Genomic DNA, 18,345 nt, shown 5'->3' with positions numbered 1-18,345 from the left:
TATAAATGATGCCTCGTTTAAGTTAAACAATCATTTAAATATTACATTATGAAAAAGTTATTTTTAACGGCAGCGCTTACATTAGTCGGAGTAATCGCAGTATCAGCACAATCAACACCACAAAAGCCAGCCGATACTTCTACTAATAATCCAGCGACAACTCAAACCCAACCGAATACACAGACTACAAGTCCTTCGGATCCAAAGACTCAACAGGAAAAATCGCCTGCAACTACTATGGAGACTGCTCCGGCAACTGATCCATCAGTAAGTACAACCCCTACGGATGCTACTAAGCCAGCCGATGCCCCTAAAGAGGAAAAGAAAGACAAGAAAAAGAAAAAGTAAAAGCACTTTAGCAAACACTAGTCGGAATCCTGAAATTTTATATTTCAGGATTTTTTTTGTTCAATTTCTGCCACTTTGAATTGGACTATTTTACGGACAAGATCCAGCGGAAGATTTTCATCAATAGGAAGTTGAACTGCTCCTTTAGAAAATTTATATTTTCTTTCCTCAAAATCTTTCTCAAAATTAGAAATACCTTCCGCTCCGGGATAGAACCCAATATGCTTTTTGTACCCTGCAAAATAAACTAAGGGTTTTCCTTTATACCTGAAAGCCGGCATCTGATATCCTATGTATTCTTCCAGATCATGAACCTGTAAATGAATTGCTTTTCTGAGCTCAAGCAGTTTTTCCTGTACTTCTATCGGGAACAGAAGAATATACTCATCAATATTCTTAAAGGTGTTTATCATTACATAAAAATAAAAAAAGCGCGGCATATAGCTGCGCTTTCTCCTTTCACTTTTTACTTTTTTCCCATTATCCCGGGAACAGGCTATATCAAAAAAGGTCGGGACTTTTCCCAACCTTTGTTTTTTTGTTACACAACTCCTTGAGCTAACATTGCTTCTGCTACTTTTACGAAGCCGGCAATATTGGCACCTTTTACGTAGTTTACATAACCGTCTTCATCTTTTCCATAGTCTCTACAAGCTTTGTGAATACCAATCATGATTTCCTTTAATCTTGCATCAACTTCTTCAGAAGTCCAGTTAAGACGGATAGAGTTCTGAGTCATTTCTAATCCTGATGTAGCAACACCTCCAGCGTTGGAAGCCTTACCAGGAGAGAATAATACTTTATTGTCTAAGAAATAGTTGATGGCGTCTAGTGTAGAAGGCATGTTAGCTGCTTCAGTTACACAAACACATCCGTTTTCAACTAATTTTCTTGCGTCATCTAAATCTAATTCGTTTTGAGTTGCAGAAGGGAAGGCAACATCACACTTCACATCCCAAGGACGTTTTCCTGCATGGAACTCAGCAGATGGATATTTTTTAGCATAGTCTTCCGCTCTGTTGTTTCCTGAAGATCTAAGTTCTAATAAATAATCGATCTTTTCTCCGCTGATACCGTCTTTATCATAGATATATCCGTCAGGACCAGAGATGGTTACAACTTTAGCGCCTAGCTCAGTCGCTTTTTTGATAACTCCCCAAGCTACGTTTCCGAAACCTGATACAGTTACTATTTTATCCTGGAAATTCTGTCCGATAGTTTTAAGCATTTGCTCTGCGAAGTACACTACACCATATCCTGTAGCTTCAGGACGGATTAATGAACCTCCGTAAGCAAGACCTTTTCCTGTAAGAACTCCTGTAAACTCGTTTCTGATTTTCTTGTACTGTCCGAATAAATATCCGATTTCTCTTGCTCCAACACCGATATCTCCTGCAGGTACGTCTGTTTCAGGACCGATGTGCTTGCATAATTCTGTCATGAAAGCCTGGCAGAAACGCATTACTTCCATATCAGATTTTCCTTGTGGATCGAAATCTGAACCTCCTTTACCACCTCCCATTGGAAGAGTTGTCAAAGAGTTTTTAAATACCTGTTCGAAAGCTAAGAACTTAAGAACAGATAAGTTTACTGTAGGATGGAAACGGATTCCTCCTTTATATGGTCCAATAGCAGAGTTCATTTGGATTCTGAAACCTCTGTTAACCTGAATCTCTCCTTTATCATCAACCCATGGAACTCTGAAAATAATAATTCTTTCAGCTTCAGCCATTCTTTCAAGCAGCTTCATTCCGGTATATTCTTTTTTAGTAGCAATGAATGGAATTACGGTTACGGCAACTTCTTTTACAGCCTGTAAGAATTCCGGTTCGTTAGGATTTTTTGCTTCAATTTTTGCAATAAACTCTTGGATTTTCTGGTCAATATTATATTGTTCCATATATTAAGGTTGAATATTATTGTCAACAAATTTAATTTTTTTTTCAAGATTCACAACACTATATTTTAACATTGTTAAAAATTAAATAATAATGTTTCGTAATATTATTAAATTGATAATTTATGTTTAAAATTTATTAAAAATGAAATGTTATGTGTGAAATAATGCAGTATTAAGAAATCGTTAAATCTTAAATTGCGATAAATTGCCTCCCGGAAAATGATTTTACTTTCCCTAAAAGTTCCAATTCCAAAATTATTGGTAAGATTTTGTGAGTAGAGAGATCAATCTTCTGTGAAAGATCATCTAAAGAAATCTGTGGATAGTCTTTAATTGACTGATATATTAAATATTGATTGTCAGTTAATTGTATGGTAATCTCGTGATGAGGAAATAACTCTTCCATTTTTTCTTTTGGATCATTAAATCCAAGTATATTGATAAGATCTTTGATCGTTGAAATTGCAGTTGCTTTATTATGGAAAATCAGCTGGTTACAGCCTTGGCTGCAAGGGTCTGTAATCTTTCCGGGCAGTGCAAAGACATCACGGTTGTAATCATTGGCAAATGCTGCTGTACTTACCGAGCCTCCTCCAAAACCGGTTTCTACTACAATCGTTGCCGGAGATAGTCCTGCTACAATTCGGTTTCTCTGGATGAAGTTTTCCCGGTCAGGTTTTCTGCCGGAGCTGAACTCTGTTATTAATGCGCCTCCTTCCTGCAAAATTTTCTCAGAGAGCTTTCTGTTTTTTCCGGGATATAAATGCTGGAAACCATGAGCAAGAACAGCTACAGTAGGTTTTTGGTGACGAATAGACTGTTCATGAACTTCTTTATCGATACCCAGAGCCAGACCGCTTATCGATGTATATCCTGAAGATTGTGTTGCTTCGAAGAAGTCCTGAATGAACTGCTTTCCATAAGATGTCATATTTCGGGTTCCTACAATACTTACTCTTGGCTGGGTATCATCCATACTTCCTTTTTGGTAAAGAATAGCTGGGGCATCATTACATTCATTAAGGAGGAAAGGTGTTTCTTTAAGATGTTTTAGCCTGATCCGGATATTATTTTTTTCGCAAAAATTTAATTCTTCTTCTGCGAATTTCAAATGAGATTTATTTCCAATGTCTGAAACTGTTTTTTGTCCTATCCCTTCCAGTTTTTTATACTCATTTCTGGCTCTTTTCCAGGCTTCCTGAGCACTGCCAAAAGTTCGGACCAATTTATGAAAATGAATGTCGCCAATATGGCTGCATTCGCGGAGGGCGATTGCATAGAGATGTTCTTCGGAAATCATGTGTGTTTTTTTCCCAAATGTAATGAAATAAGTATTATCTTTTCCTTAATTCCTCCAAATGATCCCAGATATCATCTTTTTTCTTATAGGGAAGTTCCATAAAATCTTCCGGGTGATTTTCTTTGTATTCCTGCCACAATTTATCATCTTTTTCGTTGTAATAATTGGGGAATTCCCAGATGAATTTTTTCTTCTTTTCTCCAACATTTTTGAAAGCAAAGGCAATGATACTGCCTACTACAGCTCCGGAAAGATGCGCCTGCCATGAGATTTTACTCGGTTCCTGCATATTATAGAACAGTTCTTCGGGAAGCATTCCCCACACCAAACTGCCATAATACAGAACAACAAGCATTGAAATTGTGAGAAGTTTTGTATTCCACTTGAAGACACCGCTAAAGAAGAGGAAGAAGGCAAGCACATACACTACACCACTGGCTCCAATGGTACAGGTATACATATAATCACCAGTAAGAATGTCAATAGGAGGAAGCAGCCATACCAAAAGCCCCGTTGCCAGCCATCCGATAATAAAAACCTTGTTGGCCACTAAAGGATAAAACTGATAAAGTAAAAACATCAGTGCTGCAATAGGGATAGAATTTCCTATGATATGATCTATATTTCCATGTAAAAGAGGAGAGGTTACCACCCCAAGCAAACCCTCAGGCAGCAATGGGATAATGGCTCCAAAACAGCTTTGGAAAAAGCCCTGCGTTTGTAAAAAGTACCCGAACCACATCGCAGATAGCATCAGCAACGGGTATATAATCGCTCTTTTGGAAATTACATTTTTGAACATGTGGATTTTACGTCAAATCAAAAGCCAATGATAAATTTCGGAAAATTTGGCGATGAATCAATTCTTACTCACCTGATTTTAAGACAAAAGGTATCAAATTTTATTTTCAAACTTATTATTTTGGCATTGATTTTATAGAAATATCTTATTGTGATTGATTCAGCTTTGAGGAAATTCGATTCTTTACGGCTGAATTTATCCTGAAAAAAAATTATATTAATACTTTTGTATGGAAAATTATTTAGAGTAATGAAGAAGTTTTTATTGATTCTTTCCTGTTTTATAGGAATATATGCAAGTGCACAAGAAGAATTGAAAAAAGATTCCGTAGTAGTAGACACCGTGAAATACTGGTCAGTATTAGGAAAAAATACTTTAATGATCAACCAGGCGGCCTTTTCAAACTGGGTAGGAGGTGGAGCCAACAACGTAGGATGGCTTGCCGGGATCAATTACAATGTGACCTATGAAAAAGACAAAGACCTTTGGGAGAATATTATTATACTGGGCTATGGACAGAATGATACGAAAGGATTAGGAATAAGAAAGACACAGGATGTGATCAATATTTCTACCAATTATGGGCGGAAATTTTCGAAAAGCTGGTATTTCTCTTTAGGAGCCGGTTTGCAGTCGCAGTTTGCGGCAGGTTACGAAGATGGGAATAATCCTGAAGCAAAGAAAATCTCAAATTTTATGGCACCAGGTTACCTGAACGTCGGGATGGGTATCACGTACAGACCTAATGATGATCTTACGGTAACTTTACGTCCTACCAACGCCAGATGGACTTTTGTATTGGATAAAGATCTCCAGACAGCAGGAAGTTATGGTCTGAAAAGTGACGGAGATACTTCTTTATTACAATTTGGTTTTCTGGGTACGGCAATTTATAAACTGAAAATAATGGAAGATATTTACTTAACCAATACAGCATCTGTCTTCTCGAATTACCTTGACCGCCCGGACAGATTGGTTCTGGCGTATGGAGCTTTACTAAACCTGAAAGTAAACAAATATATTTCATCCAATGTGACAGTAGATTTACTTTACGATCATAATCAGATAGAAAAAACACAGCTGAAGCAAACTCTTGGAATCGGGTTCGCCTATACTTTGGAGAATGGGGTAAAACGTTCCGACCGCAAAGACAGTCAGTGGTGGATTAAAAAATAATAAAGAATACGATATTTCAATAAAAAGCACTTCCGGAATGAAGTGTTTTTTTGTTTTTAAAATACTATAATTTTAAGTTGACTTAAGTTTGCGGGTTGCTGGAGTGTTGTTTAATGTGATGATTTTCATGGTATTACTGCGTTGTTTTTAATGGTGTTAAATTCATTTTAAAGTGAATTTTATAAAGGCCTAGATTATTATTTATACATTTGTAGTAAATCGTCATTATGAAAAAACTTTTATTGATCAGTTCTATCACTTTTGGGGCTGTAGCATTGGCTCAGGAGACTAAAACGGAAGCTCCGGCAGCAGATACTGTTAAAGCCTGGTCTATTCAGGGACAAAATACATTAATGCTTAATCAGGCTGCCTTTTCAAACTGGGTAGGTGGTGGAGCTAACAACGTAGGATGGCTTGCCGGAGTGAATTATAACCTGACTTATGAAAAAGGAAAAAATCTTTGGGAAAACATTGTTATTCTGGGTTATGGGCAAAACAATACGCAGGGAACAGGAGTAAGAAAAACGCAGGATGTTATTAACCTTTCTACAAACTATGGTAGAGAATTTGCCAAGCATTGGTATTTGTCTGCAGGTGCAGGTTTACAAACTCAGTTCGCTCCGGGATATGAAGACGGAAACAATCCCGATGCTAAGAAGATTTCCAATTTTATGGCTCCCGGGTATGTGAGTGTAGGAGCAGGGGTTACTTACCGTCCCAATGATAATTTTACGGTGACTTTACGTCCGGCAAATGCAAGATGGACTTTTGTATTAGATAAAGATCTTCAGAAAGCAGGAACTTATGGTCTTAAAAATGACGGTGATTCTTCTCTTTTCCAATTCGGTTTCTTAGGAACAGCTATGTATAAGCTGAAAATTATGGAAAACATCAGCCTGTTAAATACAGCGTCTGTATTTTCCAACTATCTTGACCATCCAGACAGACTTGTTTTGGGATATAGCGGTGTTTTAAGCATGAAAATCAATAAATATATTTCTACGAATGTTACTCTTGATCTGCTGTATGACCATAATCAGATATGGAAAACACAGTTGAAACAGACATTAGGCGTAGGTTTGGCTTACAATTTTGATAATGGTAAGAAGCGTTCGGAAAATAAGGATAACCAAAGCTGGCTGAAAAAATAAGACAGACATACCATCTGCAGTACAATAAAAAAGCACTTCAAAATGAAGTGCTTTTGTTTATCAATATATATAAGTCTTAGAATTCTATATCAACTCCTAATTTCTCAGCCAATAACTTTGAAATTTTTTCTTTTAGAGGTTCTATATCAATGTTTTGCATTGCATCATTAGCAAAAGCATATAAAAGTAATGCCTGTGCTTCTTTTTTAGAAATTCCTCTCGCTCTCAGGTAGAATAAAGCATCTTCATTCAACTGGCCTACTGTACATCCGTGAGAACATTTTACATCATCAGCAAAGATCTCTAACTGAGGTTTAGTATCAATACTTGCGCCTTCACTTAGCAATACGTTGTTGTTTTGCTGATAAGCGTTTGTTTTCTGAGCTATTTTGTCAACAAAAACTTTTCCGTTGAAAACTCCGTGGGCATTGCCATCAAAGATTCCTTTATAGTTCTGGTAGCTTTCACAGTTCGGGAAGTTATGGTGAACGGCCGTATGGTGGTCTACCAACTGATCTTTTCCGATAATGGTGATTCCGTTCATGAATGAATTGATATTAGATCCATTATGAATAAAATCAAGGTTGTTTCTTACCAGTTTACCTCCGAAAGAGAATGTATTTACAGTGGTTAAGCTGTCTTTCTCCTGTCTTGCGAAAGTATTGTCGATAAAATAGGCTGTATTATTATCATTTTGAAGTTTGTGCCAGTCTGCTTTTGCATTAGGATAGGTAAAGATCTCCGTTACAGAGTTGGTCAATACATACGTGCTGTCAAAATTATGGTGGCTTTCAATCACTTCTACTTTTGCTCCTTCTTCTACAATCAAAAGGTTTCTTGTATTGTAGAATGTGTTCTCCTCCTGATTCTGAGAAATATAAAAAACGTGGATTGGTTTTTCAATCACTACATTTTTAGGAACCTTAAGGAAGAAACCATATTTGCAGTAAGCAAGGTTTAAGTTGGTAAACGCTTGTTCCTTTGAAGCAATGGTATTGAAATATTTTTCAAAAACCTCTTTGTGCTTCTCATCATTCAATGCATAGTTGAATGAAAGAAACTCTACATTTTCAATAGAAACTTTTGAAAGCTCCTTGTGAAGCTTACCGTTTACAAAAACAATCCAATCAAAATTTTCCTCTCCAAGGTGCAGTTCATCAAACTGCTCTTTAGTGATATTGTGGCTCTCTTTCGGGAAGAAGTTGTAGCTTTTTTCCGTGATCTCCTTTAGATTGGTATATTTATATTCTTCGTCTTTTTTTGTCGGAAAACCAAGATTTGCAAATCTCTGAAGAGCCTCTTTTCTTTCATCATCCAGAAATCTGTGACGAAGACTCTCCAAAAATTCATTATGGTTCTCTATAATCTGTTCTTTTAATGCCATTACTGGTATATCTGTGGTTTGCACCATTTTTTCTTTTTTTTTGAACTAAAATATTGCTATTCCGAGGAACAGGGAATCCAATTTTTAATAATAGAGATTCTTTATTTACTCCATTTCACGAATGATTGTGAAAATTTTAATCTCTGAAATAATACATTTTCTTCTTAGTTAAGAAGCCAGTCGTAACCCTTTTCTTCAAGTTCTAATGCTAAAGATTTATCACCTGTTTTGATGATTTTTCCATCTGCTAAAACGTGAACGAAGTCAGGCTGAATATAGTTAAGCAATCTCTGATAGTGCGTAATCAAAAGAACTGCATTTCCTTCATTTTTAAAGTGGTTTACTCCATCTGCCACAATTCTTAATGCATCAATATCCAATCCTGAATCTGTTTCATCAAGAATAGCCAATTTAGGATTAAGCATCATCATCTGGAAGATCTCATTTCTTTTCTTTTCACCTCCTGAGAATCCCTCGTTTAATGATCTTGAAAGGAAATCTTTTTTGATCCCTAGTTTTTCAGACTTCTCGCGGATTAATGCAAGCATTTCTTTTGCCGGCATTTCTTCCAGTCCGTTTGCTTTTCTTGTTTCATTTAAAGCAGCTTTGATAAAGTTCGTTACAGAAACTCCCGGAATTTCCACTGGATACTGGAAAGAAAGGAAGATTCCTTTGTGAGCTCTATCTTCAGGAGCGTCTTCGCTGATGTCTTCTCCCTGGAAAAGGATCTCTCCACCAGTTACTTCGTAATCTTCTTTTCCTGCGATTACAGAAGAAAGGGTAGACTTACCAGCTCCGTTTGGGCCCATAATAGCGTGAACTTCGCCTGGCTTTATCTCAAGATTAATACCTTTTAATATTTCTGCGCCATCTTCAATTTTGGCGTGAAGGTCTTTAATTTGTAACATTCTTGCTAACTTTTTCTTTTTATAATTGTGTGAGCTTCTCTTCTGTTAATACACATTGTCTTTATATTGAATATTTCCTCAATAGACGGATAGAAGCTTTCTATATTTTATGTTTTGTAATAATCTTCACTGAAGATTACAACTTATATTCCCGAATAACGGTTTTAATCTGATAAAAACACTGAAAACCTTGCCATTAATCAGTGAACTTTTATCTGATAGATTCTTTTTGGAGGATTATCCCACAGAACCTTCTAATGAAATTTCCAGTAATTTCTGAGCTTCAATAGCAAATTCCATCGGAAGTTTATTTAAAACTTCTTTACTGAAACCATTGACGATCAAAGCAATTGCTCTTTCAGTATCAATACCTCTTTGGTTGCAATAGAAAATCTGGTCTTCCCCAATTTTTGAAGTCGTTGCCTCGTGCTCTAACTGAGCCGTTGGATCCTTGATTTCGATATAAGGGAAAGTATGGGCACCACATTCATTACCCATCAATAAAGAGTCGCACTGTGAGAAGTTTCTTGCCCCTTTTGCAGAAGGCATTACTTTCACCTGTCCTCTGTATGAGTTTTGAGATTTTCCGGCAGAAATACCTTTAGAAATAATCGTTGATTTGGTATTCTTTCCAATGTGGATCATTTTTGTTCCTGTATCTGCATACTGGTGGTTATTGGTTACTGCAATAGAGTAGAATTCTCCGATAGAGTTGTCTCCTTTAAGGATACAAGACGGATATTTCCATGTTACTGCAGAACCTGTTTCTACCTGAGTCCATGAGATTTTTGCATTTCTTTCGCAAAGCCCTCTTTTTGTTACAAAGTTGAATACACCTCCTTTTCCTTCTTCATTACCAGGATACCAGTTCTGTACCGTTGAATATTTAATCTCAGCATTGTCTAAAGCGATAAGCTCTACAACCGCTGCGTGAAGCTGGTTTTCATCTCTGGAGGGTGCTGTACAACCTTCAAGATAAGAAACATAACTTCCTTCATCCGCTACAAGAAGTGTTCTTTCAAACTGTCCTGTTCCTGCCTGATTGATACGGAAATAAGTGGAAAGCTCCATTGGGCATTTTACGCCTTTTGGAATATAACAGAAACTTCCGTCAGAGAATACTGCGGAGTTCAGAGCTGCATAAAAGTTATCTCCTCTTGGAACTACTTTTCCAAGATATTTTCTTACTAGATCAGGATGGTTTTTAATAGCCTCAGAGATGGAACAGAAAATAATTCCTTTTTCTGCCAATGTATCCTGGAAAGTGGTTTTCACAGAAACTGAGTCCATTACGATATCTACGGCAACTCCAGAAAGTCTTTTTTGTTCTTCGATATTGATTCCTAATTTGGCAAAAGTTGCTAATAATTCAGGATCTACCTCGTCAAGACTTGCCAGTTCAGGCTTTACTTTAGGAGCAGCATAGTAACGGATTGCCTGAAAATCTGGTTTTTCATACTTGATATTAGCCCAGTTAGGCTCTACCATTTTCTGCCAGATTTTGAAAGATTCCAAACGCCATTCAGTCATCCATTCCGGCTCTTCTTTTTTAGCAGAGATGGCACGAACGATGTCCTCATTTAAACCGATCGGGAAATCTTCATAATCAATTTTCGTTTCCCAACCGAATTCATATTTTTTATTTTCTAGATCGACTCTTAAATCGTCTTCTGTATATTTACTCATTATAATTTTTTAGATTTCAGATGTTAGATTTCAGAATTCAGAATGGCTCTGAGGTCTGAAATCTAGGATCTAATGTCTTTTCTCTAAAGACTAAATGATTCCCCACACCCACATGTTCTGGATGCATTCGGGTTGTTAAAAACAAACCCTTTTCCGTTCAATCCTCCTGAATACTCAAGAGTTGTTCCCGCTAAATAAAGGATGGATTTTTTATCTATAATAATTTTGATGTTATTATCTTCAAAAATCTGATCTGTGTCTGTTTTTTGGTTATCAAACTTTAAAACATACTCTAAACCAGAGCATCCGCCGCTTTTCACCCCTACTCTTATATAATCTTCAGCAGGGTTAAAACCATCTTCCGTCATTAACTGGATGGCTTTCTCCTTTGCATAGTCTGATACTTTTATCATTGTATTTATTTAGAATGATTTAATGATGCAAAAATACGAACTAATTTCCGCAATCTCAAATCGAAGATATCTATTTTAATGATTCTGATATTAATAGGGATTTTCAAGGCAACTATTTATGTTAAAAACAGATAAATTTCTTCTCATCATGTGAAGATTTCATTCCGGATTTTAACCTTGAATCATATTTTCGATCTATAAAGAAAATAGGTAATGAAACAAAAAGTAGCCGCTTTTTTTGTGTTGTTTTTCACGATAGTATCTTATGGTCAGACTACAAGATTTGTTTATGAAACGCTTGTAAATCCAGATTCAATCAATCTGGTGAGCATGAAAAGTGAAAGAACTTTTCTCGATATTAAAGGAGATCATTCTTTATTTATCAGCGAAAATAAATTGAAAAGAGATTCTCTTTTTACTGTTGTCAGATCAGAAATGAAAGAAAATCATAAAAAAGAGGAAAAAGATTTTTCAAAAATAGACGGAAAGAAAAATTTCGAACCTACTTTTTTTGAATATTTTATTACTAAGACTATTCCCGACCAAAAAGTGTATTATTATGAAAAGGCAGCCGGAAGACAAATTTATTATCAGGAAGACAGACCTGTAAAGTGGGACGTAACAAATATTGTTGAAAAACAAAATGGATATGCCGCTCAAAAAGCAGTTGCTGAGTTTGGAGGAAGAGTGTGGACGGCATGGTTTACCAAAGAAATTCCCTTCTCTGACGGACCTTATAAATTCTCCGGATTACCCGGACTGATTGTAAAACTGGAAGATGATAAAGGAGATTATAAGTTTGATCTTGCTAAAAAGATGATCATTAAAAATGCTTTTGAAGAACAGGTAAGCTCCGATGCCAAACAAAGTACGAGAGCCAACTTCCATGGGGATAAAGCTGCTCTGGAACTGGAGTTTGGTAAAAACAGAAAAGCAATGGCAGGGAATAATGGAGATGGAAATATGAATTTCGGAGGTGGAAGACATGGTGGCGGAATGGGCGGCGGTGGTATGAATGGAGGAGGAATGAGAGGTGGTCATGGCGGTGGCGGAATGCACAGAGGCGGAATGCACAGAGGCGGAATGGGAGGCGATAATCAAGGAGGTCCAATATCACAAAGTCCATCTGCAGGAATTTATTCTACAACTACAGTCCAGAACCCCATTGAATTAAAATAAATAAAAATATAAATGAAAAAATTAGGTGTCATCGCATTAGCGCTGTTCATACAGAATGTTTCTGCACAGACAAACAGGTTTGTGTATCAGGTGACTATGAAGCCTGATGCCGAAAATAAAACAGATATCAAGACGGAAAACGCGTATCTGGATATTTCTCCGGAAAAATCAGTGTTTTATTCTGAAAACAGGATTAAAAGAGACTCTATCATGCAAAAGGCATTTCAAGGTGGAGGCGGAAGAGGAAGTATCAACAGAGATCAGATGGAAGGTTTGAGAACGAATATCAGCTATTCTGTAGAAAAGGATAAGACGAACCAAAAGACGTATTTTAAAGACAGAATAGGACGTGATCTCTATTCTTATGAAGAGGACAGGCCAATGAACTGGAAAATTGAATCAGAAACAAGAAAAATAGGCGAATACAAGGTTCAGAAGGCAGAAACGGATTTTGGAGGGAGAAAATGGACGGCATGGTTTACAACGGATCTTCCTTATCAGGATGGGCCTTATAAATTCGGAGGACTTCCTGGACTGATTGTAAAAGTTGAAGATGATAAAGGCGATTACTCTTTTGATTTAATGAAGAATTATAAAATTGCTGAGTTTCCTACTTTGAACCAGTTTGGCAATACATTAAAAGTGAAAAGAGGAGATTATTTAAAACAGCAGCAAAAGTTTAAAACCGATCCCATGTCATTTATGAATCAAAGTGGCGGAGGTATTACTGCTCCAATGAGAATAGGCAGTGGAAGAGGCCCTGGAGGTGGTGGTGGAAACCAGAATCCTGCTGATATGAGAAAGAGAATGGAAGAAAGGGTGAAGGAAGAAGCGAAGAAAAATTCTAACCCTATCGAATTGCAATAAATAAAAAATGCGGTCTTACTCTGAGACCGCATTTTTTTTATATCATCTTTTGATAAAATTATTTTAATAGCTGGTTAAAAGTATCACCCTGTCTGATATCTCCGGTGTTGTAACCTTTCATAAACCATTCTTTACGCTGAGCAGAAGATCCGTGAGTGAAGCTTTCCTGGTTCACATATCCCTGTGCTCTTTTCTGGATGTTATCATCTCCAACAGCTTCTGCAGCATCTATGGCAGATTCAATGTCTCCGGGCTCCAAAATATGTTTGCTGTCATTGGTTCTTTTAGCCCAGACTCCGGCATAAAAATCAGCCTGTAGCTCTGTAGCAACAGACACTCTGTTCATTTGTTCTTCAGAATATCTTCCGCTTCTTCTTAATTGATCTACTTTTTGGGTCGTTCCTAAAAGAGTCTGCACATGGTGTCCTACTTCGTGAGCAAGAACATAGGCTACTGTAAATTCTGTTACTTTAGCCCCAAACTTTTGCTGAAGTTCACCAAAAAAGCTCATATCCATATAGACTTTCTGATCAGCAGGGCAGTAGAAAGGTCCCATGGCAGATTGAGCAGTACCACATGCTGAAGAAGTTGTATTCTCAAAAAGAACCACCTGAGGAGCGCTATAAGTCATTCCGTTTTCCTTAAAAATCTGATCCCAGGTAAGAATATTCCATTTGGCCATCATATCCACCATTTCTCCGATTTGTTTTTCACTGGCTGTAAGCTCTCTTTGTTCTCCGGGATTTCCTGAAGATTGCATACTGCCGGAATTTAAAATACCGGACGGGTCGCCTCCCAAAAAGAACACGATGGCTGCTATAATTAATGTTCCGAGTCCTCCACCTACAATCATTCCGCCGCCACCGCCTCCTGAACCACGGCGGTCATCAACGTTTCCGCCTCTGTCGTCTGTCCATTTCATACTAATAAATTTATGGGTTAATTTAAATATTTTATGCCAAATTATAAGCGAAAAATATCTAGATATTTATCTGTTCAGTTGTTTTGTTTTTAGCCAGTAAGAAGTAGACTGATAGGCTGATACAGCATCATCTACCAGTTTCTGCTCTGGATTTTTTAATAATTTTTCGTCGTAATACAGCTTAAATTCGGGTTTCAGATCACTTTTTTCCAGTTCTAAAGAATATTGTTTTACCTTTTTTACCGGAGAAATAATGGTCAAACGGTCACCTTTGATGAATCCAAGGTCTTGATATGTTGCCACATAAGCTTTAGGCTGGAATTCCTGTCTGAAGACATCCTGTCCTAAAAATTTAGACTGATAGCTGAAATTTAATAATCCAAAAAGAGTAGGCATCACATCTATCTGGGACATCAATGCATCGAATTTCTGAGGCTGAATAAATCCTTCTGAGAAAATCATTGCAGGAATTCTGTATTTATCCATCGGGAGTTCTGTTTTCCCTGCACTGGATGCACAGTGGTCTGCAATAATGACAAAAACAGTGTTTTTATACCAGTCTTGCTTTTTTGCCATATCAAAGAACAGCTTAAGAGAATAATCAGTGTATTTTACACCACCTTCGCGGGATTTTGCCGTTCCCGGGATATCAATTCTTCCGTCGGGATAAGTAAATGGTCTGTGATTGGAAACCGTCATCCAATGATTGAAAAAAGGTTTTCCCGACCTGGCTTCAGCATTCATCACCTGAATAGCTTTTCTTGCCATATCTTCATCAGCAACGCCCCAAACATTGGCAAAAGTAATTTCTTCAGGTTTAAAGTTGTTTCTGTCTACAATGCCATAGCCGTTTCCACCGAAGAAGTCCTGCATATTATCAAAATAGCTGTATCCACCATATAAAAACTTTACATCATATCCTTTGGATTTGAAAACGCTTCCTGTTGTGAATTTCTTTTTATTATCATCTCTTTTGATGATACTTTCTCCTGCAGTGGGAGGAATACAAAGCGTCAGGGCTTCCAGTCCTCGTACCGTTCTGTTTCCTGTAGCATAAAGATTGGTAAACATCAGGGATTTATCTGCAAGGCTGTCCAGGAAAGGAGTAATTTTTTGTGTATTACCATAGTGTTCCATGAAGTCCGCAGAAAGGCTTTCGATAGAGATCAATACCACATTTTTCTTTGCTTCCGGCTGCTCTGCAACAACGGCTCTTGATAATGTATGTTGTGGATACTGGCTTAAGAAATTCTTTTCGGCCTGCTGCTGATTAATCTGTGAATAAAACTGGAAATAATCCAGTTCATTATGGGTAAACGCCCAATAAAACTTAGGAATTCCGTTGGCTTCAATTTCATCGGCAAAAACGTTATCAGATTTGATTTGCATCAACGAAGGGATTGCCAGTGCACTCAAAGCACAAAGTACCATAAAACTGCCCAGAAGAACCATTTTTTGTTTAAAATCCGGAAGTTCCAGCAGCTCATCTTTTGTTTTCTTATAAATGAACCATGTGATGGTAAGGGTAACGATCATGATTCCGGAAAACAATGGAACAACAGGATAGCTTTCCATGATATTTCCAATCACCTCATTGGTGTAAATAAGATAATCTACAGCTATAAAATTATAACGAACTCCAAATTCATTATAAAAGAAGTATTCACTGACTCCGTTAAAGATAATCAGAAGAACATATAATAGTAATGTAATGAAATATAATGTGTTACGAATCTTAGTTCTTTGTGTAGGAAGGAACAGCATCAATCCGAAGAAAAGAGTCTTTATTCCTACAAACACAAGAGCGATTTCCATGATAGAACCTCCATATTGCTTGAATATATTATTGGGAACAAGCCATATATAAAGGAAGAATAGAACCAAAGCCCCCAAAATAATATTGCCGTAAGGTTTTTTATATTTTGAATTGGAAAGAAAGAGGAAGTAAAGAGCAAGAATAGAGCTGGCCAGTATGAAAACAAACACGTCATTCACAAGACCTATTAACAAAACTTTTACGACTTCGAAAAATCCGAAACTAGCGGTAGTAATAGGATGAAAAAAGAATACTGTTCTTATTATCAACGAAATAATAAGATAGAAAATTCCTAAATAGAGGAAAGGTTTTATTTTTTTTAAAAACATGTATTGACTGTTTTTATGAGTTTTCACAAAGATAGTTTTTGTGGAGAACTTTTGATGGAAAAAAAGAAAAACATCCTTTTTATTAATAAGATTTATGAATTAATTTTATCCTAATAAAAAAGGACTATCCAAAAATAGTCCCATTATATAGTCAAAGTGAATAAGTGGTTAAGAGTGACCGAAACCAATATTCCCTTTCTTATCAGATAAATTCTTTTTGAAATCAATCATTCTAAGAGCTGTTACGGCTGCTTCTACACCTTTGTTTCCAAGGTCACCGCCGCTTCTTGCAATAGACTGTTCCTTTGTATCATCTGTTAATACACAGAAAATTGTAGGAGTATCCGTCATGATATTACAATCTTTAATTCCCTGTGCTACAGCAGAACATACATAATCAAAATGAGGCGTTTCCCCACGGATTACACATCCTATAGAGATTATTGCGTCATATTTTCTCTCTTTGCAAAGCTGCATACTCGCATAGCTTAATTCAAAAGCTCCGGGAACAGGGAAAAGTTTGATGTTTTCAGGTTTTACCCCTTCTTTTTCAAGAATTTCCAAAGCTGCATCACGAAGATTGTAGGTTACAAAATCATTCCACTCAGAAAAAACAATGCCGATAGAAAAATCTTCGGCATTAGTTATATGAAGTGGCTTGTAATCGGAAAGATTAACTGTTGCCATTTTTTAATAATATTTAGTCATTTCGATATAAGAATCAGACATTCCGTTGTCGTAGTCCTGATATTTCTCGTCAATTGCTGAGAAGTACTTTTTAGCTTCTGTATTTTTCTTTAATCCTAAAGCAACAATCCCTGCTTTTCTTGTGAAATAATAGGTTGTATAAGGATCATCAGATGCTGTTGCAGCCTGGTCTAGCAAACCTAAAGCCTCATCATTTTTGTTAAGACCTGATTTAGCATCTGCCATAGCTCCGTACTTCATTGCCATCAAAGTTTTGTTTTTGGAAGAGAATTTATCTAAAAGATCATAAGCTTCCTGGAACTTTCCTTCTTTGAATTTTAATAAACCGGCATTGTAAGAAGAAAGTTTACCGATTTCAGTAGAAGAATATTCATTAGCTGTACCTATAAAACCAGGGTTAGCTGCAGATTTTCCACCTAGAGCATCTTTATCTTTGCCTTCTGCAAGGTTTTTTTGAGCAGCAAGGAAACTTTTTACAGCTTCAGTGTTCTTTGGAGCAACTACGAATTGCTTATAAGCAAAGAATCCTAAAACTCCTAAAATCAATACTCCAAATACCAAACCAAGAGGTTTTGAATATTTTTCAACGAATCTTTCAGTGTTTAAAGCTTCTCTGTCAAGGTCTTTAAAGAACTCAACTGTTTCTTTACCTTCTTGCTCGTTCTGAGCACTCTTTCCCAATTTTGCCATAAGTTTTTAAAAATTGAAATGCAAATTTAATTGTTTCTGAGAGATTTACAAAATACTTTGTGAGTATTATTGATGAAATTTTGTGAATTGTTAATCGTGAGTGATGAATTTATTAAAAAAAGATGCTTCGACTGAGCTTAGCGTGACCCTTCTAATACTACTTGTTCTCATCTCACAGTAAATTATTAGCGTTGTCATGCTGAGCCTGTCGAAGCATATATATTATATCTTAATATCCTAAAATATGGTAGATTTCAGCACCGAATTTTTTCAGTTTTTCATCACCGTTTAAGCCTTCTAAGCCTATAAGGAAACTAAACTGTGAAACAATTGCTCCCTGCTTTTCTACTAGTTTAGCTGCTGCTTCTGTAGTGCCTCCTGTTGCTAAAAGATCATCGTGAATTAAAACTCTTTGTCCAGGTTTTATCTGTCCTTCACGGGTTTCAATAATAGCACTTCCATATTCCAGATCATATTTTTCTGAAATGATGGGAGGAGGAAGTTTTCCGGCTTTTCTAATTAAGATGAATGGAACTTCCAATGCCACAGCGATAGCGATTCCGAAGAGGTAACCACGGCTTTCAATTCCGCATACTGCATCTATTTTTCCTTTACTGAAGGCTGCAAGATCAGCAATAACATCTTCATAAAGTTTTGGGTCTAAAAAGATGGGTGAAATATCCTTAAACTGTATTCCCGGAATAGGAAAATCGGGGATATTTTCAATTGTTTCTTCTAGTTTCTTGATCAGTTCTGCTGAAGCCAT

General features: G+C 36.7%; 18 protein-coding genes. 5 read left to right on the top strand and 13 right to left on the bottom strand.

The annotated features are described in order from the left end of the window. Positions 1-48: 48 nt before the first annotated feature. Entirely contained in the window at positions 49-348 is a 300-nt protein-coding gene (locus ODR02_RS05320) for a hypothetical protein (protein ID WP_309511778.1), read from the top strand. Positions 349-392: 44 nt separating this feature from the next. Here ODR02_RS05320 and ODR02_RS05315 read toward each other — a convergent pair whose 3' ends face one another. The 4 genes from ODR02_RS05315 to ODR02_RS05300 all read right to left on the bottom strand — a co-directional run bounded on the left by ODR02_RS05315 (position 393) and on the right by ODR02_RS05300 (position 4,350). Further along, complete coding sequence (locus ODR02_RS05315; protein ID WP_309511777.1) at positions 393-761, bottom strand: iron chaperone; 369 nt, start codon at positions 759-761, stop codon at positions 393-395. Positions 762-889: 128 nt separating this feature from the next. Next, positions 890-2,248 (bottom strand): NADP-specific glutamate dehydrogenase, encoded by a 1,359-nt coding sequence (gene gdhA / locus ODR02_RS05310; protein ID WP_079243812.1) that lies wholly within the window; start codon positions 2,246-2,248, stop codon positions 890-892. A 190-nt stretch (positions 2,249-2,438) separates the two neighbouring features. Beyond that, on the bottom strand, positions 2,439-3,548 hold the full coding sequence (dprA, locus tag ODR02_RS05305) for a DNA-processing protein DprA (RefSeq protein ID WP_309511776.1): 1,110 nt from the start codon (positions 3,546-3,548) through the stop codon (positions 2,439-2,441). 34 nt (positions 3,549-3,582) lie between these two features. After that, complete coding sequence (locus ODR02_RS05300) at positions 3,583-4,350, bottom strand: rhomboid family intramembrane serine protease (RefSeq protein ID WP_105683080.1); 768 nt, start codon at positions 4,348-4,350, stop codon at positions 3,583-3,585. Positions 4,351-4,599: 249 nt separating this feature from the next. Between ODR02_RS05300 and ODR02_RS05295 the strand changes: the two genes are divergently transcribed. Together ODR02_RS05295 and ODR02_RS05290 are read left to right on the top strand one after the other, a co-directional pair. Then, entirely contained in the window at positions 4,600-5,526 is a 927-nt protein-coding gene (locus ODR02_RS05295) for a DUF3078 domain-containing protein (protein WP_209786386.1), read from the top strand. Positions 5,527-5,753: 227 nt separating this feature from the next. Beyond that, positions 5,754-6,677, top strand: coding sequence for a DUF3078 domain-containing protein (locus tag ODR02_RS05290; protein ID WP_209786385.1), 924 nt, complete (start codon positions 5,754-5,756; stop codon positions 6,675-6,677). Positions 6,678-6,753: 76 nt separating this feature from the next. Here ODR02_RS05290 and sufD read toward each other — a convergent pair whose 3' ends face one another. From sufD to ODR02_RS05270, 4 genes are all read right to left on the bottom strand, one after another. Continuing rightward, entirely contained in the window at positions 6,754-8,061 is a 1,308-nt protein-coding gene (sufD, locus tag ODR02_RS05285; RefSeq protein WP_209789230.1) for a Fe-S cluster assembly protein SufD, read from the bottom strand. A 164-nt stretch (positions 8,062-8,225) separates the two neighbouring features. Next, positions 8,226-8,969, bottom strand: a complete 744-nt coding sequence (gene sufC / locus ODR02_RS05280; protein WP_105683083.1) for a Fe-S cluster assembly ATPase SufC — start codon at positions 8,967-8,969, stop codon at positions 8,226-8,228. 237 nt (positions 8,970-9,206) lie between these two features. After that, positions 9,207-10,655 carry a Fe-S cluster assembly protein SufB gene (gene sufB / locus ODR02_RS05275; RefSeq protein ID WP_105683084.1) on the bottom strand — a complete coding sequence of 483 codons (1,449 nt, stop codon included), beginning with the start codon at positions 10,653-10,655 and terminating at the stop codon, positions 9,207-9,209. Positions 10,656-10,738: 83 nt separating this feature from the next. Further along, entirely contained in the window at positions 10,739-11,068 is a 330-nt protein-coding gene (locus ODR02_RS05270) for a HesB/IscA family protein (protein ID WP_027372006.1), read from the bottom strand. A gap of 213 nt (positions 11,069-11,281) precedes the next feature. On the opposite strand from ODR02_RS05270, the gene ODR02_RS05265 reads away from it, so the two are divergent. Both ODR02_RS05265 and ODR02_RS05260 read left to right on the top strand, forming a co-directional pair. Then, complete coding sequence (locus ODR02_RS05265) at positions 11,282-12,247, top strand: GLPGLI family protein (protein ID WP_309511775.1); 966 nt, start codon at positions 11,282-11,284, stop codon at positions 12,245-12,247. 12 nt (positions 12,248-12,259) lie between these two features. Then, positions 12,260-13,114, top strand: a complete 855-nt coding sequence (locus ODR02_RS05260) for a GLPGLI family protein (RefSeq protein WP_209786383.1) — start codon at positions 12,260-12,262, stop codon at positions 13,112-13,114. Between the two features lie 58 nt (positions 13,115-13,172). Here ODR02_RS05260 and ypfJ read toward each other — a convergent pair whose 3' ends face one another. The 5 genes from ypfJ to ODR02_RS05235 all read right to left on the bottom strand — a co-directional run bounded on the left by ypfJ (position 13,173) and on the right by ODR02_RS05235 (position 18,345). Then, positions 13,173-14,036 (bottom strand): KPN_02809 family neutral zinc metallopeptidase, encoded by an 864-nt coding sequence (gene ypfJ / locus ODR02_RS05255; RefSeq protein ID WP_209786382.1) that lies wholly within the window; start codon positions 14,034-14,036, stop codon positions 13,173-13,175. Positions 14,037-14,102: 66 nt separating this feature from the next. Continuing rightward, a complete protein-coding gene (locus ODR02_RS05250) occupies positions 14,103-16,181 on the bottom strand; it encodes an alkaline phosphatase family protein (RefSeq protein WP_209786381.1) in 2,079 nt (692 codons plus the stop codon). A 168-nt stretch (positions 16,182-16,349) separates the two neighbouring features. Continuing rightward, positions 16,350-16,868, bottom strand: coding sequence for a 6,7-dimethyl-8-ribityllumazine synthase (gene ribH, locus ODR02_RS05245; RefSeq protein ID WP_105683089.1), 519 nt, complete (start codon positions 16,866-16,868; stop codon positions 16,350-16,352). 3 nt (positions 16,869-16,871) lie between these two features. Next, entirely contained in the window at positions 16,872-17,579 is a 708-nt protein-coding gene (locus ODR02_RS05240; RefSeq protein ID WP_209786380.1) for a tetratricopeptide repeat protein, read from the bottom strand. 229 nt (positions 17,580-17,808) lie between these two features. Next, a complete protein-coding gene (locus ODR02_RS05235; RefSeq protein WP_105683091.1) occupies positions 17,809-18,345 on the bottom strand; it encodes an adenine phosphoribosyltransferase in 537 nt (178 codons plus the stop codon).

Origin of the sequence: Chryseobacterium sp. CFS2 (assembly GCF_036543225.1) — a bacterium.
Taxonomy (GTDB): Bacteria; Bacteroidota; Bacteroidia; order Flavobacteriales; family Weeksellaceae; genus Chryseobacterium; species Chryseobacterium culicis_A.
This window is presented reverse-complemented; position numbering and strand designations above follow the sequence as displayed.

Bases quoted from the DNA above. Each gene is read 5' to 3' on its own strand.
- ribH (WP_105683089.1), bottom strand. From the start codon at position 16,868: ATGGCAACAGTTAATCTTTCCGATTACAAGCCACTTCATATAACTAAT.
- ODR02_RS05265 (WP_309511775.1), top strand. From the start codon at position 11,282: ATGAAACAAAAAGTAGCCGCTTTTTTTGTGTTGTTTTTCACGATAGTA.
- sufD (WP_209789230.1), bottom strand. From the start codon at position 8,061: ATGGCATTAAAAGAACAGATTATAGAGAACCATAATGAATTTTTGGAG.
- ODR02_RS05300 (WP_105683080.1), bottom strand. From the start codon at position 4,350: ATGTTCAAAAATGTAATTTCCAAAAGAGCGATTATATACCCGTTGCTG.
- ODR02_RS05290 (WP_209786385.1), top strand. From the start codon at position 5,754: ATGAAAAAACTTTTATTGATCAGTTCTATCACTTTTGGGGCTGTAGCA.
- sufC (WP_105683083.1), bottom strand. From the start codon at position 8,969: ATGTTACAAATTAAAGACCTTCACGCCAAAATTGAAGATGGCGCAGAA.
- ODR02_RS05270 (WP_027372006.1), bottom strand. From the start codon at position 11,068: ATGATAAAAGTATCAGACTATGCAAAGGAGAAAGCCATCCAGTTAATG.
- sufB (WP_105683084.1), bottom strand. From the start codon at position 10,655: ATGAGTAAATATACAGAAGACGATTTAAGAGTCGATCTAGAAAATAAA.
- ODR02_RS05295 (WP_209786386.1), top strand. From the start codon at position 4,600: ATGAAGAAGTTTTTATTGATTCTTTCCTGTTTTATAGGAATATATGCA.
- ODR02_RS05240 (WP_209786380.1), bottom strand. From the start codon at position 17,579: ATGGCAAAATTGGGAAAGAGTGCTCAGAACGAGCAAGAAGGTAAAGAA.
- ODR02_RS05315 (WP_309511777.1), bottom strand. From the start codon at position 761: ATGATAAACACCTTTAAGAATATTGATGAGTATATTCTTCTGTTCCCG.
- ypfJ (WP_209786382.1), bottom strand. From the start codon at position 14,036: ATGAAATGGACAGACGACAGAGGCGGAAACGTTGATGACCGCCGTGGT.
- ODR02_RS05260 (WP_209786383.1), top strand. From the start codon at position 12,260: ATGAAAAAATTAGGTGTCATCGCATTAGCGCTGTTCATACAGAATGTT.
- ODR02_RS05250 (WP_209786381.1), bottom strand. From the start codon at position 16,181: ATGTTTTTAAAAAAAATAAAACCTTTCCTCTATTTAGGAATTTTCTAT.
- dprA (WP_309511776.1), bottom strand. From the start codon at position 3,548: ATGATTTCCGAAGAACATCTCTATGCAATCGCCCTCCGCGAATGCAGC.
- gdhA (WP_079243812.1), bottom strand. From the start codon at position 2,248: ATGGAACAATATAATATTGACCAGAAAATCCAAGAGTTTATTGCAAAA.
- ODR02_RS05235 (WP_105683091.1), bottom strand. From the start codon at position 18,345: ATGGCTTCAGCAGAACTGATCAAGAAACTAGAAGAAACAATTGAAAAT.
- ODR02_RS05320 (WP_309511778.1), top strand. From the start codon at position 49: ATGAAAAAGTTATTTTTAACGGCAGCGCTTACATTAGTCGGAGTAATC.